This window comes from Leucobacter manosquensis (assembly GCF_018304845.1).
GTDB classification, from domain to species: Bacteria; Actinomycetota; Actinomycetes; order Actinomycetales; family Microbacteriaceae; genus Leucobacter; species Leucobacter alluvii.
Genome location: NZ_JAFEVO010000001.1, coordinates 332388 through 347681 on the forward strand (window position 1 = coordinate 332388; position 15294 = coordinate 347681).

Here is a 15294-nt window from a genome sequence, read left to right on the forward strand (position 1 = left end):
GACGCGTCCGGGCGTCAGCCTCGGCGCGATTGAACAGGGGAACACATGACCTCGAACCCGGCCAGGCCACCACTCGCGGGCGGCGCGCTCGATCGCGACGCGGCGACCCGCATGAGCCAGGAACTCCTGGGCGAAGCGTGGCGAGACCCCTCGGCCAAGATGCTCCGCATCCGTGGCGTGGAGATCCCGGTGCGCGTCGCGGGCGGTGCGACCCGGCTCGCGTGGCAGCCGACGACCGGCGAGCCGCGTGCGGCGGTGGTCGAAGATCCGGAAGGCGCGAGCGCCGCAGATCAGTCGCAGTCGAGCCTCGATGCGCGCGGGGTGACGGACGTGTTCCTGGGGCGCATCGACGGCGCCCCCGTGTTCGCGAGGGCGATACCAGTCGCGGGCGAGGATCCCGGCACCGATGCGCGCACCGTGGAGAACGAGGGAGCCGGCGCAGAGGCCGAGCCGGGTGATGAGCGCTGGGTCCACCCCTTCCAAGTCGGTGCTCGCCTCACCGAGGCCGAACGAGAAGCGGTCGGCGTCGCCTCGGCACTGCTGAGGTGGCACGAGAGCGCAAGCTACTCGCCGCGAGACGGCGATCGCACTGCAGCGACTCAGGGCGGGTGGGCCCGTCTCGACGCGCGCGGCGGAGAGCACTTCCCTCGAACCGACCCGGCGGTGATCGTGCTGATCGAGCACGAGAACCGCGTGCTCCTCGGTTCGAATGCGCTCTGGGAACCGGGTCGCTTCTCGCTGCTCGCGGGGTTCGTCGAAGCCGGTGAATCGCTCGAGCAGGCCGTCCAACGCGAGGTCTTCGAGGAGTCCGGCGTGCGGCTGGGCGACATCGCGTACGTGACGTCTCAGCCGTGGCCGTTCCCGCGTTCGCTGATGCTCGGGTTCCGGGCGCGGCTGGCGGCGGGGGTCGATCCGGAAGCGCTGGTTCCCGATCCGACGGAGATATCGGAACTGCGGTGGTTCACGCGCGACGAGCTCCGCGAGCCCGCCGAGGATCTCACGCTGCCGATGCCGCTTTCGATCGCGCGGTGGATGATCGACCGATGGGTCGCCGAGGACGACGCCGAGGGCGCGGTCGAACCGGTCGATTCAGCCACGGCATCGTGAGCTCAGACGCCGAGGCGATTCTGTCGGCTCTCGATCCCGAGCAGCGCGAGATCGCGGAGAGCCTGCGCGGTCCCGTGGCCGTGCTCGCCGGTGCGGGAACGGGGAAGACGCGCGCCATCACCCACCGCATCGCGTACGGGGTGCGCACCGGGGTGTACGACCCGGAACGGGTACTCGCCGTGACGTTCACGCGGAAGGCCGCGGGAGAACTGCAGGGTCGCCTTCGGGCGCTGGGTGCTGACGGCGTGCGCGCGCAGACGTTCCACGGGGCCGCGCTCGCGCAGTTGAACCACTTCTGGCCGCAGCTCGTCGGCGGTGCCGCGCCGAAGATGCTCCCTGGCAAGGTGGCGGCGATCTCGCAGGCGGTCGAGTCGCTCGGGCTCAGGCTCGGAGGCGAGGCGCTGCGCGACGCCGCAGCGGAGATCGAATGGCGCAAGACCCGCATGCTGAGCATCGACGCCTACGCGGATCAGGTCGAGCGTCGACCCATCCCGCAGGGGCTCACGCCGGAGCGCCTCGTGGACTTGCAGCGGGCGTACACCGCGCTGCTCGAGGAGCGGAGGCAGATCGACTTCGAAGACGTCCTCGTGCTGATGACCGGCATGCTCGAGACCGAGCCCCTCGCGGCCCTCCAAGTGCGGGAACGCTATCGGTTCTTCACCGTCGACGAGTACCAGGATGTCTCGCCGCTGCAGCACTCGCTGTTGCGCATGTGGCTCGGGGATCGCGACGATCTCTGCGTCGTCGGTGATGCGAGCCAGACCATCTACTCCTTCGCGGGGGCCTCGAGCTCGTACCTGCTGCGATTCGGTGCGGAGTATCCGCGGGCGCGCGAGATCCGACTCGAGCGCAACTACCGTTCCACCGAAGCCGTCGTCCGCATCTCCAACAGGTTGATGCGGGATCGGCCCGGCGCCCTCACGCTCCGGGCAGCACGCGCGGACGCGACTGCCGCCTCGGCGGCAGCGCCCACGTTCGAGTGGTTCGCCTCGGATCACGACGAAGCCGCGGCCGTTGCGGACTCCATCGCGGCGGCGGTGCGCGCGGGAACCCCGGCGTCCGAGGTCGCGATCCTGTACCGCACCAACGCGCAGTCGGCGCGCTTCGAGGAGGCGCTCAGGCAGCGCGGGCTGAGCGTTCGCGTGCACGGCGCGCAGCGATTCTTCGAGCGCGCCGATGTGCGGCAAGCCGTGATGCTCATCCGCGGCGAGGCGAAGGTCGCGGACACGCGCCCCCTGTTTCAGATCGTCAGCGACGTGCTGCGTGCCGGGGGATGGTCGGCGAAGGCGCCGGAGGGCGCGGCGCAGCGCGAGAAGTGGGAAGCGCTCGGCGCGCTCCTCGGCCTCATCGACGAGATGCCGCCCGGAACCGGCATCCGTGAGTTCAGCGAGGAGTTGCTCGCGCGGCAGCGCACGCAGCACGAGCCGACCCTCGACGCGGTGACCCTCAGCGCGATCCACGCTGCGAAGGGGCTCGAATGGTCGATGGTGCACGTCGTCGGGCTCAGCGAGGGGCTGCTGCCGATCACGCACGCCACCGACGAGGCTGCGATCGACGAGGAGCGCCGACTCTGCTACGTGGCGTTCACCCGCGCGAGAGACACGCTCCGGCTCTCCGGGGTCGCGGGCGGGGGGCGTACCGCGCGGCAGCCCTCACGCTTCATCAGCGAGGCGGATGATCGCCGCCGGCACGTGAGCCGTCGTCATCGAGTGATGGCGGCCCGCAGGCGCAGTCGAGGTGCGGTTCGACCTGCTCCACTCGCGGCGCGGGGATCGAGAGCGCTCGTGAAACCGGCAGGACGATGCGGGTGCGATGCGCGGCCGAGTCGCCGGCGCTCCAGGCGCGGATGAGGCCGGCGGCGTACGCTCCGGCGAGCACGGCGGCATCGCGTCGTTCGCTTGCGACTGCTGCTCCGGCGAGCTGTGCCGCCAGGGCCGCGGTCGCGGCATCGCGTTCGACTCGCGCGAGCGATATGCAGGTGTGGCAGGGCCGGCCGTCGGCATCGATGATCGGCCCCACGTGCACCGCCCCATCGGTGAACCTGATGAGCAGGTGCGGAACCCCCTCCATCAGCCAGCGCTGCGCGCGCTCGAGCGGCTCCCAGTAGCGCTCCACGAACACGACGAGATCGATGTCTCCGGATGCAGACGACTCATCGCGTGCTGGGAACCGACACACCCCGCTCTCGAGGAGGGCTTCGCGCAGCGCCGCCACCGGGCGTCCGCCGTCGCACATCTGCGCGGTCAACGGCGCCGCGGCCTCAGTCGCATTCGCGGCGCGCTGCGCGAGCAATGCGGGCCCGAGCTGTGCGACGGCGGCTCGCGCCTCACCGAGTGTCACTCCGGCTCGGCGCGCCTCGTCTGGCAGGCGGTCCGCATCCACTCCACGACGCAGTACGCCGATGAAGCGCTGCACTCCAGCCGTCGGGCGTCGCACGCGTGCGATGGCGTGCTCGAAACCCACCCTGAGGGTGTCCGGGTCCTCCCAGCAGATCGGGAGCGAGGGGTCGAGTCGTGTCAGCAGGGGATCCATGGGAGCAGTGTGCGCGCTCGAATCCCCGTTCGTGCGATATCCACAGGCTCATCTGCGCGAGCGCGCCGATGCCGTTTCACTCACACCTGTGAGCGGCGTTGCATCGTGGTTGCCCGTTCAGTCCTGACGATCTCCCGCGTCGCCCTCGTGCGGGGGCAACTCGCCGTCGAGCAACTGAGCGAGCGCTGCGTCGAATTCGTCGGCTTCGGCGTCGGGCGTCGCACCCGCCAGGCCGAGGCGTTCGAGCAGCCGAGCGGGATGGTCCAGTTCTTCTGACGAGGGCAGCAGATCGGGATGCGCCCAGAGCCCGTCGCGGGTCGCGACATCGCTCCGCTCGCCGACGAGCCGCCACAGCGCCGCTGCCTCGCGCAACCGACGCGGGCGGAGCTCGAGCCCGGCGAGCGCAGCGAACGCGTGCTCCGCCGGTCCGCCCGTGGCGCGGCGGCGGCGCACCATCTCCGCCACCGCGTCGGCCCCCGGGATCCGCTTGGCGGCGTCCGCCGTCACCACGTCCACCCAGCCCTCGATCAGCGCGAGCATCGTCTCGAGCCGTGCGTGCGCGGCCTCCTGCGCCTCCGTCTTCGGCGGTATCAGCGCGCCGTTCGAGATGATCTCCTGGATCTGCTCGGGGTGCTGCGGGTCGATATCCCGGGCGAGCTCCTCGATGCGTCCGGTATCGATGCTGATGCCGCGAGCGTAATCGCCGATCGCGGTGAGGAGATGCAGCCTCAGCCACTTCGAGTGGCGGAAGAGCCGGGCGTGGGCGAGCTCCCTGATCGCGAGGTAGAGCGTCACCGTCTCGGGATCCTGATCGAGGCCCTCGGCGAACGCAGCAACCCCTGCCGGGAGCAGCGCCCGCCCTCGCGCCCCGCACCGACAGCAGCGGGATCCCGATGTCTCCAGCCGACACGACCTCGCCGGAGAGACGACCGACGATCGTTCCGAGCTGCACGGCGAAGAGCGCGCCGCCCACACTGCGCAGCATCGGGGTGGCTCCCTGCAGTGCCGTCCCGAGCTCCTCCGGCATCTGGCTCTCGAGCGCGCTCATCAGGGCGCGCGTGATCGACTCGGCCACCGGCTCGGCCAGCCCGACCCAGGTGTCGATCGACTGCTGCACCCACTCGATGCGAGACAACGTCTTCGGTGCGTCGGGAGTCGGCCCCAGCTCGGTCGCCTCGTCCAGCCAGAGTGCCGCGACGGGAAACGCCCTGAGGGCAGCTGCAGGATCAGCCGAACCGCTGTCGCCAGAGGCGACCTCGATCGCGGTCTTCCGCGCGACCGACCAGTCGATCTCGGCCGAGGGATTCTGCATGGCGCCCTGAAGCGTGCCGAACAGGCCCTGGAGGGCCTGGGGGTCGACGTTGATGCCCGCCGCCTTCGCGAACTGCTCGGGATCGAATCCGTTCGCCGGCGCACCGCCGGTGCCCGACAGCATGTCGCGCAGAATGCGTTGCAGCTCTTCGAAATCGCCACCGGAATCGGGGCGCTCAGCGCCGTCGTGGTCGTTCGCGCTCATTGCCGCTCCTTCGTCGTTGCTTCACGAATAACGCTACGGCACGGTGCTCAGATGCGCCTGCTAGATTGACCGACGCTCGGCGATTCCCATTGCGCCGACTGCGAACAGGCGCGGGGTGCACGAGGAGAGCATTGGGTCAGCACATCGGCAGGACACGTTCGGACGTCGAGTACGAGGCGGACGCGGGCCGAGGGCGGCGTCGCGGCCTCTGGATCGTCGGCGCACTCGCGATCCCGGTGCTGCTTGCAGGAGCGATCCCCTCGCCGTACGTCATCGAGCGACCCGGCCCCGTGGTCGACACGCTCGGCGATGTCACCGTGGACGATGCCACGGAGCCCGTCGTCTCGTTCCCCGACGCTCAGACGTATCCGACGAGCGGCACGCTGAACCTGCTCACCGTGCAGATCCTCGGAGACCCTGACCGGCGACGCAGCTGGCTCTCGCTCCTGCCCGCGGTCGTCGACCCGTCGCAGCGCATCGCGCCGCTCAGCGACTTCTTCCGCGACGGAGAGACCTCCGATGATCGCGATGCGCAGAACACGGCGCTCATGGCGAGCTCGCAGACGCTCGCCGCCGCGGCGGCTTTCCGCGAGGTCGGCGTCGACGTCGACGTCGTGCTCAGCGTCGCAGAGGTCGCGGGCGGCAGCGCGGCGGACGGCGTGCTCGAGCCGGGAGACCGTCTCGTCGCGCTCGACGGCGAGCCCATCGAGAGTTTCGCGATGCTTCGCGAACGAACCATCGCAACCGGAGGCGACGAGCCGCTGCGGGTCGGCATCGAGCGCGACGGGGAACCGGTCGATGTCGAGCTCACCCCGACCATCCCGGACGGGGCGACGGAACCGCTGATCGGGGCCACCGTCGCGACGGATTTCGAGCTCCCGAGCGAGGTGGAGATCAAACTCGAGGACATCGGCGGCCCGAGCGCCGGCATGGCCTTCTCGCTCGCCATGTACGATCGGCTGACCCCGGGGGAGATGCTCGACGGGATGACCGTCAGCGGCACAGGGACAATGGCCGATACCGGAGAGGTCGGGCCCATCGGCGGGCTCGAGCAGAAGATGTGGGCGGCGGCTCGAGCGGAGAGCGACCTCTTTCTCATGCCCCTCGGCAACTGCGCCGATGTTCCCGAGCGGATACCCGACGGATTGCGGGTCGCGCCGGTCGCGACCCTCACCGAGGCGATCGACGCGATCGAAACCGCCGCTTCAGGCGACACCCCCGCCGGGTTGGAGCGCTGCGGAGCCGAGATTTCAGCTCGGTCTCAATCGTCGTAGATGCCGATACCGCCCCCGGGTTTTACCAGCGCAGCCCGGTAGGGTGAAGTGACCCACCCCGCCCAGCACCATCGCGTGCGCACTGGACAGGAAAGTGAACGAAGACGTGACCGACCCGAACCCCCCGGCTCAGGCCACCCGTCAGCGCCGGCTCTCGCCGCTTGCGATCACCGTCGTGCTGGTGGTGATCCTGATTCTCGGCTTCCTCGCGGTGGCCGCGGTGCTCGCTGAAGTGATGTGGTATCGACAGACCGGCTACCTGCCGGTGCTCACCACGCAATGGCTCGCCGCCGGAGCGATGTTCCTGATCGGGTTCCTCGGCATCGCGGTGCCCGTGTTCTTCGCGATCGACATCGCGTACCGCAAGCGCCCCGTCTACGCGCGACTGACTGCCCAGCTCGACCGGTACCAGGAGCTCTTCGAACCGCTCCGTCGCCTCGTCAAGTGGGGTCTGCCCGCCGTCGTCGGCCTGTTCGGGGGATTCAGCACCGCCGCGCAGTGGCAGAGCGTGCTGCTCTGGTTCAACGGCGAGAACACGGGGGAGACCGATGCTCAGTTCGGTCTCGACATCTCGTTCTTCCTCTTCGATCTGCCCATGCTGCAGGGGATCGTGGCGTTCGCCTCGGCCGCAACGCTGCTGGCGCTGATCGCCGGCGTCGCGACCAGCTACCTCTACGGCGGCATCGCGTTCTCCGGTCGTGACGTTCGCGTCTCCAAGTCGACGCGCATTCAGGCCGCGGTGCTCGCGACGCTGTACCTCGTGCTGCAGGCCGCGAGCCTCTGGCTCGATCAGTACCGCACGCTGACGGGGAGCTCCGGCATCCGCACCGGTGCGATGTTCTCGGACGTCAACGCGGTGATCCCGGGGAAGCAGATCCTCGCGGGAATCGCCATCATCGTCGCGATCCTGTTCATCGTGACGGCCTTCACCGGCAAGTGGCGTCTGCCGGTCATCGGTACGGCGCTGCTGATCGCGTCCAGCCTCGTGCTGGGCGTCGGCTACCCCTGGGCCGTGCAGCAGTTCCAGGTCGGGCCCGACGAGAAGAGCCTCGAGTCCGAGTACATCGAGCGCAATATCGCGGCCACCCGTGCCGCGTACGGCATCGAGGACGTCGAGAAGGAACGGTACGACGCGGTCACCGACGCCGAGCCTGGCGCGCTGCGCAACGACGCGACGACCACCGCGAACATTCGCATCATCGACCCCGAGATCGTCTCTCCCACCTTCGCTCAGCTCGAGCAGATCCGTCAGTACTACCAGTTCCCCGGATCGCTGAACGTCGATCGCTACGAGATCGACGGCCAGGTGGAGGACACCGTGTCGGCGGTACGCGACATCAACATCGAAGAGCAGACCGGTTGGTACAACCGGACGCTCGTCTACACCCACGGGTACGGGCTCGTGGCGGCATTCGGCAACCAGCGATCGCCCGGGGGCGAGCCGGTCTTCCTGGAGAACGGTATTCCGACGAGCGGCAAGCTGGGCACCTTCGAACCGCGCATCTACTTCGGCATGGATTCCCCGGAGTACTCCATCGTGGGTGGAGAGCGCTCCAAGGCGATCGAGCTCGACTTCCCCGCCGATGCCGAGAGCAACGCCGAAGCCTCCGCCGAGGAGGCCGCAGACGCCGAGCCGGCCGAGCCGGGTGCTGAAGATCCTGCGACCGAGCAGAGCGTCGAAGCGGAGGAGGCCGGTGAAGACGGTGGACGTCAGAACATGACGACCTTCTCGGGCGACGGCGGCCCCGTGCTCGACAACATCTTCACGAAGCTCATCTACGCCCTCAAGTTCCAGGACATGGAGGTGCTCCTCTCCGGCGCGGTCGTCGACGGCTCGCAGATCCTGTACGATCGCAACCCGGTCGACCGCGTGCAGAAGGTGGCCCCGTACCTGACCGTCGACAAGGCGCCCTACGCCTCGGTGGTCGACGGGCGCGTCGTCTGGATCGTCGACGGCTACACCACCTCCGACGATTACCCGTACTCCGAATCCTCGGACATGAACGAGCTCACGGTGGACGCTGACGCCTCCGAGCGCGATCCGCTCGGCAAGCCGATCAACTACATCCGCAACTCCGTGAAGGCGACCGTGGATGCGTATGACGGCTCCGTGTCCCTCTACGCGTGGGATACCGAGGATCCGCTGCTGAAGTCGTGGGGCAAGATATTCCCCGGCACGCTGAAAGACGTCTCGGAGATGAGCGGCGACCTGCTCAGCCACGTTCGCTACCCCAGCGACCTGTTCAAGGTGCAGCGCGCGATGCTCGGCGAGTACCACGTCACGAACGCGGACGCCTTCTACTCGGCAGAGGACAAGTGGCGCACGCCCGATGATCCGGTGTCGACCGCGACCGCGGGTGCGGCGAAGCTCGCTCAGCCTCCGTATTATCTGACGCTCGCGGCCGGAGCCGATGCGGATCCGAACTACTCGATCTATTCGACGTACATTCCGGATCAATCGGGTGAGGGCTCCCGAGACATCCTCACCGGGTATCTCGCAGCAAACTCGAACGCCGGCTCTGAAGACGGAACGGTCTCGGAGGACTACGGAAAGCTGAAGTTGCTGACGCTGCCGAAGGGCGACCCGATTCCCGGGCCGGGGCAGGTGCAGAACAGCTTCACCACCGACTCGAACGTCTCCAACCTGCTCAACATCCTCCGCCAGGGCGAGAGCCAGGTCATCAGCGGCAACCTGCTGACGCTGCCGGTCGGCGGCGGATTGCTCTACGTGCAGCCGGTCTACGTGCAAGCGAAGTCCGGCACGAGCTTCCCGATCCTGCAGAAGGTGCTCGTCGCCTTCGGCGACCAGATCGCCTTCGAGGACACGCTGGACGAGGCACTGGATGCACTCTTCGGAGGCAACTCCGGCGCCGATGCCGGTGATACGGGCACGACCCCCACGACGGGGGACCCGGCAGCGGAGGATCCCGACTCGGGTGACACCGGTGCCGGTGACGCGGGTTCGGGTGCGACCGGCACCCTCCGAGAGACCCTGACGGAAATGCAGGACGCTCTCGAGGCACGCGATGCTGCCATGCAGAAGGGCGATTGGGCCGCCTACGGCGAAGCCGACGAGCGTCTGCAGCAGGCGATCGAGGCGGCGCTCGAAGCGGAGTAGCGCTCAGCCTCAGGAGCAGACCGGACCGGGACGACGCGAGTCGATCCGGTCCGGTCTGCGTTTCAGCGTGCGGGCTGCGGCGCGTACCTCGACCGCCCGCAACGCGTGCGCGTTTCGTTGTCGTCGCTCACATGGCTGAGGCGCGCGCGGCCGAACCGTCGATTTCGGGCGCAGCGTTCGCTCACATGCGCGGAAGTGGGGCGGTGCGCACTCCATCAGTGCACTCCTGAAGCACAGCAAAAAGCCCTTGGTCGGGAGAGAACTCCAGATCAAGGGCTTTTCTTCGTTGCGGGGGCGGGATTTGAACCCACGACCTCCGGGTTATGAGCCCGGCGAGCTACCGAACTGCTCCACCCCGCGGCACGAGACCCAACTCTAGCACGTCGCGGAATCAGGCGCAATTCTCGCGAGCCCAGTGGGTGTGGAGAGCTCACGAGCCGTACCTGCTCTCCAGGCCACGATCGCTGCAGGACGCTCCGTTTCACGAGTCGTCCGCATGTGATCGCGGTGTCGAAAGGAGTTGGGCATGACCAAGGTGAACTGGCTGAACGGAGGGTGGCGAGGGAGACGCGCTCGGGATTCGCACACCGTGCGAAAGATGCAGACGGTACGAGTGGTGCGATCGGTGCCCGGGATGGCGCTCGCAGGTCTCGTCGTCGCCGCCCTCGCGCTCAGCTCCGCCCTTTTCGCGCCGCCGACTCCCGCTCAGGCGCTATCACGAGGAGAGGAAGTCTCGTTCGCCGGTGGATTGACGATCTCGAACTTCGTCATGCCGAACGGTACTCGTGCGTACTGCATCGAGGTCGGTCGCCACGAACCGTCGGGGTACATCGCCGCACTCGGGCGACTCCCGTATCTGCCGGGTATCGCCGGGATGTTCCCGGCGTGGGATGACGAACACGGCATGAGGCAGATGAACTACCTCATGGACCGTCACGGTCAGACTGGGGATGCGTGGACCGCTGCTGCGGTGCAGCTGACGATCTGGCGCATGCGCGAGAACTTCGCCGCGGGCAATTTGGCCCTCGACCAGAAGATCGGTGTGCTGCTGAGCTCAGCCCGTGGCCGGGACCTCGTCGCGGAATCCGACCGGCTCTATGCCGACGCGAAGGCGAATGCGAAACCGCCGGTGGCTGCGAAGCCCGTCACGGGGGAGTTGCAGGTGACTCCTGACCCCGGCGGAAAGCAGGGCCGCTACCGGGTCGCGTACCCGAAGGGCACCACGACGCTCAGCGTCACTGGCGGCACGTTCGTGCGCAATGATGCTGCGACGCTCCAAGTTCCGAGTACCGAGGCTTCGGCTCGCTACGTCCAGGCAGACCCCGGTGCGCGTCGCATCACGCTCGGGGGCTCCTGGGAGGCCAGAGGCACGGCCGGGTGGGATGCGGTGCTCGACGTCCACGACACCGCGACCGCATCGGGAGCCAGTGGGCAGCGAATCGCAGTCGCCACGGGCAGTTCGAAATCGGCGGACCTGGGAGGTCGCTTTCCCAGCGTGCATCACGACGTTCCTGCGCCCCCGGCCCCACCGATCGCGTCCTCTCAGGCGCAGCCGGACGCCACGGTAGGGGGCACCATGCTGGATCGACTGATCGTTCGAGAGACGCCGGACAGCACCCTGGCGATGTGGCCGGACGCGGTCGCCGACTTCACGGCGTACCTGGAGCCGAGCGCCGGGGCACAGAAGTTCGACGAGCACTGGGAGCCGGTACTGGGCAATCCGTATGAGGCGCAAGCGGAAGACCCTGCAACCGGCGCGCTGCTCTGGGAGGAGTGGTGGGCGGATGCCGCAGGAGAACCGCTGCTCGATGGAGCGGGGAACCGCATTCCCGTGGCCGACGAGAATGGTGCGCCGACGGCGGGTGTTGCCGCAGACGGCACTCCATACCCCGTGCTCGAGCTGGCGGAGGACGGCACTCCGGTGCGCGACAGCTCGGGGGCGCCCGTGCCGCTGCGCGGTCGCGACCCCGTGCTGGAGCAACGGCGCGATCCGCAGACCTGGAGCGAAGCCGAACTCGAATCGCTCTCCGCGGAGGAACGCTGTCTCGCGCAACCCGTCCACCGCGCATCCGGCATTGCCGTTCCCGGGCAGGGAGCGTACGCGTCGCCCGAGACGCAGGTGCGATCCGGAGGCACGATCCACTGGGTCGAGCGCGTCGTGTCGCACGGCAAGACCGTGCACGAGGGCGAGTGCGGGCTGAGCAACGAGACGACCAGGGTCGATCAGCCGGCCGTCGTCACGCAGGCGCTCTCGGAAGCGGCGCTCGGCGACGAGCTCTATGACGTGGCCACGGTGTCCGGCGCTCTTGCGGAACGCGCGACGTACTCGATGCGCTTCGAGGCCTACCGCGCTCCGGAAGGCGCGATCGAGGACACCCCGGAGGTGCGCACGGCAGTCGAACCGAGCTGCAGCGCCGAGAACATCATCTTTCGTTCCGAGAAGATTCCCGTCACCGGGACCGGCGACCTGCGTTCGCCCGGCTTCACCGCGCGACCTGAGCATGGCACGACGGTCTGGTGGATCGAGACGCTGTACCTCGAGACACCGGATGGGCCCCGCACGCTGCACCGCGGCGAATGCGGTCTTGCCAATGAGACCACGACGATCGGGCGCCCGTCGGTCGAGACCCTGGCGACGGAAACCGCTCCCGTCGGCGCCGAGATCTCCGACACCGCGGTGGTATCGGGGGCGCTCGCGGAGAACGCCGGCGCTCGGTGGGAACTGACGTTCGCCGGATACGGCGCGGGGACCGCACCGCGAGACGCGGGTGACGGGGTAGCGAAGGAGCCGGCTCCGGACGGAGGGGGCGGGCGAGCCGTGTGCACACGAGAGAATCTCCTGTTCGAGACATCGGCCGTGCCGGTGACGGGCCCGGGCGAGATCGTCTCCCCGAGCGTCGTCGCACAGTCGGACTGGGTCGGCGCGGTCTGGTGGGTCGAAACGCTGTGGCTCATCCAGGGCGACGCTCGAGTGGCAATGCACACGGGCGAGTGCGGCATCGCCAGCGAGACGACGAACATCACGACACCGGAGGTGACCACGAACGCGGCGGCGTTCTCCGCGATCGGCGACCTCATCAGCGATGAGGCGACGATCACCGGCGTCCTCGCAGAGCGTGCAGGCTTGGAGCACCGCGTCGTCTTCCGCGGGTATCGGGGCGAGGCGTCGGCCACGGGAACGGACGCGGCGCACTGCACGGACGACAACCTCCTCTTCACGCTCGATCCAGTCAGCGTCACCGAGCCCGGCACGGTTCGTTCGCCGGAGATCACGGCGCTCCCCGAATATGGCGACACCATCTGGTGGGTGGAGACGCTGTCGCAGTGGGAGAACGGGGCGGAGCGAGAGCTGCACCGCGGAGCATGCGGGATGCCAGAGGAGACGACCACGGTGCAGGCGCCGACCGTGCGCACGGTTTCGGCCGGCTCGGTGGAGGTCGGGCAGCCGATGTTCGACCGGGCGTTCGTCGGCGGCCCCATCGTGCAGCGCGATGGCATCGAATTCCGGGTGCGTTTCAGCGCGTACGGGCGAGATGCACACGGTGCGCTCGTGTGCTCGCCGGAGCACGAACTCGCCGAACTCGGCGACGCTGCGGGCGTCGTGGTCGACGGCCCGGGAACGTACCGATCGAGGAGTGTGCTCACCCGTCCCGAGCATGTCGGACTCGGCGGCTACGTCGAGACCCTCGTCATGATCGAGGCCGGACAGGAGCACGTGGTGGCGAAGGGCGCCTGCGGTGCTCCGAGCGAGGACTTCGAGGTCCGCCCGGTGGGCGCGGCGCCCGCACTCGCTACGACGGGAGAGGGAGCCGCGGTCGCGTGGATCGCCGGGGGAGGCGCGCTCCTGCTCCTCGGCGGGGCCGCGCTGGCCTGGGGCGTACGCCGACACCGGCGCGGCCCGATCGTCTTCCGGGAGTGCCGCGATATGGCGTCCTCGGGAGAGTGAGGGAAGGCCGGCAATCGTGCCGGCGGTCGGCCCTTCCAGCGAGGTGCATGCTCGGAAGGGCCGGGCGTCGGCACGACTCGTGCCAACCGGAGCGCACGAAGTGCACGCGGGACCGCGGCGTGCAGATGCTCTGCAGGTACTCCAAGCGAAATTCATAGGAAGGGAGGTCAAGCTAGACCTACACGAAGGGAGCCCCCATGAGCACCACACCCGAGTACGGCCCAGACGGTCGCCTCATCTCCTCCTCCGCGCAGAACGCGAGCACTGGCGAGCCATCGTCGACTCCAGTGCCCCAGTCGGATGCCCCGACGCAGCAGCTCCCGGGCGACCGGGTCCTGCCCGAGAGCGCCGCTTCGCAGCCGCACGCTCCGCACGGATCGCCGAACCTCGGCGCACCGACCGCGCACGCACCGACGCATCCGACGGCTCCGGCAGATCAGCACGCGAGCGCGTTCGGATACGGGGCGATGCCGGTCGGATCCCACGCTCCGGGCGACCTCGGCGGAGGCGCACCCGGCGGGCCGAACGACCACCGCGGTGCTGACGATTCGGGAAAGTCGAAAGACGCGAAGAACCGCTCGGGCATGCTCCTCGCCGGACTCGCGGTCGGCGCACTCCTCGGCGGCGTCGTGGGGGGCGGCGTCGCTGCGGTCGTGTCGGCGAACGCGCCGCAGTCGGCTACGACCGGTGCGTCGGGGAGCAGCGCGATCACGTTGAACAACGCGGAGAACGCGACCGCGATCTCCGGAGTCGCAGCGGTCGCCACTCCCAGCGTCGTCACACTCGAGGTCGCGGGAGGCAACTCGAGCGGTTCGGGCTCCGGTGTGATCTACTCCGATGACGGCTACATCATCACCAACGCGCATGTGGTGACGCTCGACGGGGCGGCCATGAGCGACGCCGCGATTCGCGTGAAGCTGAGCGATGGGCGCATCTTCGATGGAAGCCTCGTCGGCGTGGACCCGTATGCGGATCTCGCAGTGGTCAAGGTCGATGCCACCGATCTTCCCGCCGTAGCAGTCGCAGACTCCGACAAGCTCGATGTGGGGGATCTCACCGTCGCGATCGGCGCACCCTTGAATCTGGCGAACACGGTCACGAGCGGCGTCGTGAGCGCCCTGAATCGCGGGATCTCAGTCGGAAGCCCCTTGATCGAGGAGCAGCCGACGCCGGATGACGGCAGCGGCGACGATGGCTCCGGCGGCGGAGGACTGCCCTGGGACTTCCGCTTCGGCCTCCCCGACGAGGAGGGCCAACAACAGGAGCAGCAGCCGTCGACGTCTTCGGGAAGCGTGACGCTCCCCGTGATTCAGACCGATGCGTCGATCAACCCGGGGAACTCAGGCGGCGCGCTGCTGAACGGCAAGGGCGAGCTCATCGGCATCAACGTCGCGATCGCGTCGACGTCGACGACCGGAGGCACCGCAGGAAGCGTGGGTCTCGGATTCGCGATCCCGTCGAATCTCGCCTCCCGCGTCGCCGACTCGATCATCGCGGGGGAGCAGCCGTCGCACGGACTCCTCGGAGCGTCGGTCGCCGATTCATCGCAGGACACCGATGCGGACGCGGACTTCGCGGGCGGACTGCTCGTCGAGGTCGTTCCGGACGGGGCGGCAGCGAAAGCGGGTCTCAAGCCCGGCGATGTGATCACCGCAGTCGACGGCGTCTCAGCGGTCGACGGCACCTCGGTCTCCGCGCTGATCCGGATGCACGCCGGCGACAGCTCGGTGCGGATCGAGTACATGCGCAACGGCAAGGCAGCCGAGAGCGAGGTGACGCTCGGCACCCTCGAATGGTGAGC

Annotated in this window: 7 protein-coding genes, 1 tRNA gene and 1 pseudogene; 6 read left to right on the top strand and 3 right to left on the bottom strand. The window is 68.7% G+C overall.

Annotated features, from left to right (window positions below; genetic code table 11):
* The first annotated feature begins 45 nt into the window (after nucleotides 1-45).
* On the top strand, nucleotides 46-1107 hold the full coding sequence (gene nudC, locus JSQ98_RS01580) for an NAD(+) diphosphatase (protein ID WP_211648068.1): 1062 nt from the start codon (nucleotides 46-48) through the stop codon (nucleotides 1105-1107).
* Nucleotides 1104-2957, top strand: coding sequence for an ATP-dependent helicase (locus tag JSQ98_RS01585; protein WP_346728697.1), 1854 nt, complete (start codon nucleotides 1104-1106; stop codon nucleotides 2955-2957). Before nudC ends, JSQ98_RS01585 begins: the two co-directional genes overlap by 4 nt.
* 799 nt (nucleotides 2958-3756) lie before the next feature.
* Here JSQ98_RS01585 and JSQ98_RS15200 read toward each other — a convergent pair.
* Together JSQ98_RS15200 and JSQ98_RS15325 are read right to left on the bottom strand one after the other, a co-directional pair.
* The gene (locus JSQ98_RS15200) at nucleotides 3757-4614 is read right to left on the bottom strand and encodes a zinc-dependent metalloprotease (protein WP_346728698.1); all 858 of its coding nucleotides are present in this window, start codon (nucleotides 4612-4614) and stop codon (nucleotides 3757-3759) included.
* A pseudogene (locus JSQ98_RS15325) lies at nucleotides 4577-5155 on the bottom strand (zinc-dependent metalloprotease); the annotation flags it as partial. The gene JSQ98_RS15200 and the pseudogene JSQ98_RS15325, both read right to left, overlap by 38 nt.
* Before the next feature lie 131 nt (nucleotides 5156-5286).
* Here JSQ98_RS15325 and JSQ98_RS01600 point away from each other — a divergent pair.
* On the top strand, nucleotides 5287-6429 hold the full coding sequence (locus tag JSQ98_RS01600) for a YlbL family protein (RefSeq protein ID WP_249290678.1): 1143 nt from the start codon (nucleotides 5287-5289) through the stop codon (nucleotides 6427-6429).
* Between the two features lie 94 nt (nucleotides 6430-6523).
* Nucleotides 6524-9547: a UPF0182 family membrane protein gene (locus tag JSQ98_RS01605; RefSeq protein WP_346728699.1), complete on the top strand. Its 3024-nt coding sequence runs from the start codon at nucleotides 6524-6526 to the stop codon at nucleotides 9545-9547.
* Between the two features lie 286 nt (nucleotides 9548-9833).
* Here JSQ98_RS01605 and JSQ98_RS01610 read toward each other — a convergent pair.
* Nucleotides 9834-9907: transfer RNA gene (locus tag JSQ98_RS01610), tRNA-Met, on the bottom strand.
* A 166-nt stretch (nucleotides 9908-10073) separates the two neighbouring features.
* Between JSQ98_RS01610 and JSQ98_RS01615 the strand changes: the two genes are divergently transcribed.
* Entirely contained in the window at nucleotides 10074-13493 is a 3420-nt protein-coding gene (locus JSQ98_RS01615) for a hypothetical protein (RefSeq protein ID WP_211648072.1), read from the top strand.
* Nucleotides 13494-13690: 197 nt separating this feature from the next.
* Entirely contained in the window at nucleotides 13691-15292 is a 1602-nt protein-coding gene (locus tag JSQ98_RS01620) for a S1C family serine protease (RefSeq protein ID WP_211648074.1), read from the top strand.
* Nucleotides 15293-15294 lie beyond the last annotated feature (2 nt).

Excerpts from the sequence above, each read along its gene's own strand:
- nudC (WP_211648068.1), top strand. The coding sequence starts at position 46 with ATGACCTCGAACCCGGCCAGGCCACCACTCGCGGGCGGCGCGCTCGAT.
- JSQ98_RS01615 (WP_211648072.1), top strand. The coding sequence starts at position 10,074 with ATGACCAAGGTGAACTGGCTGAACGGAGGGTGGCGAGGGAGACGCGCT.
- JSQ98_RS01620 (WP_211648074.1), top strand. The coding sequence starts at position 13,691 with ATGAGCACCACACCCGAGTACGGCCCAGACGGTCGCCTCATCTCCTCC.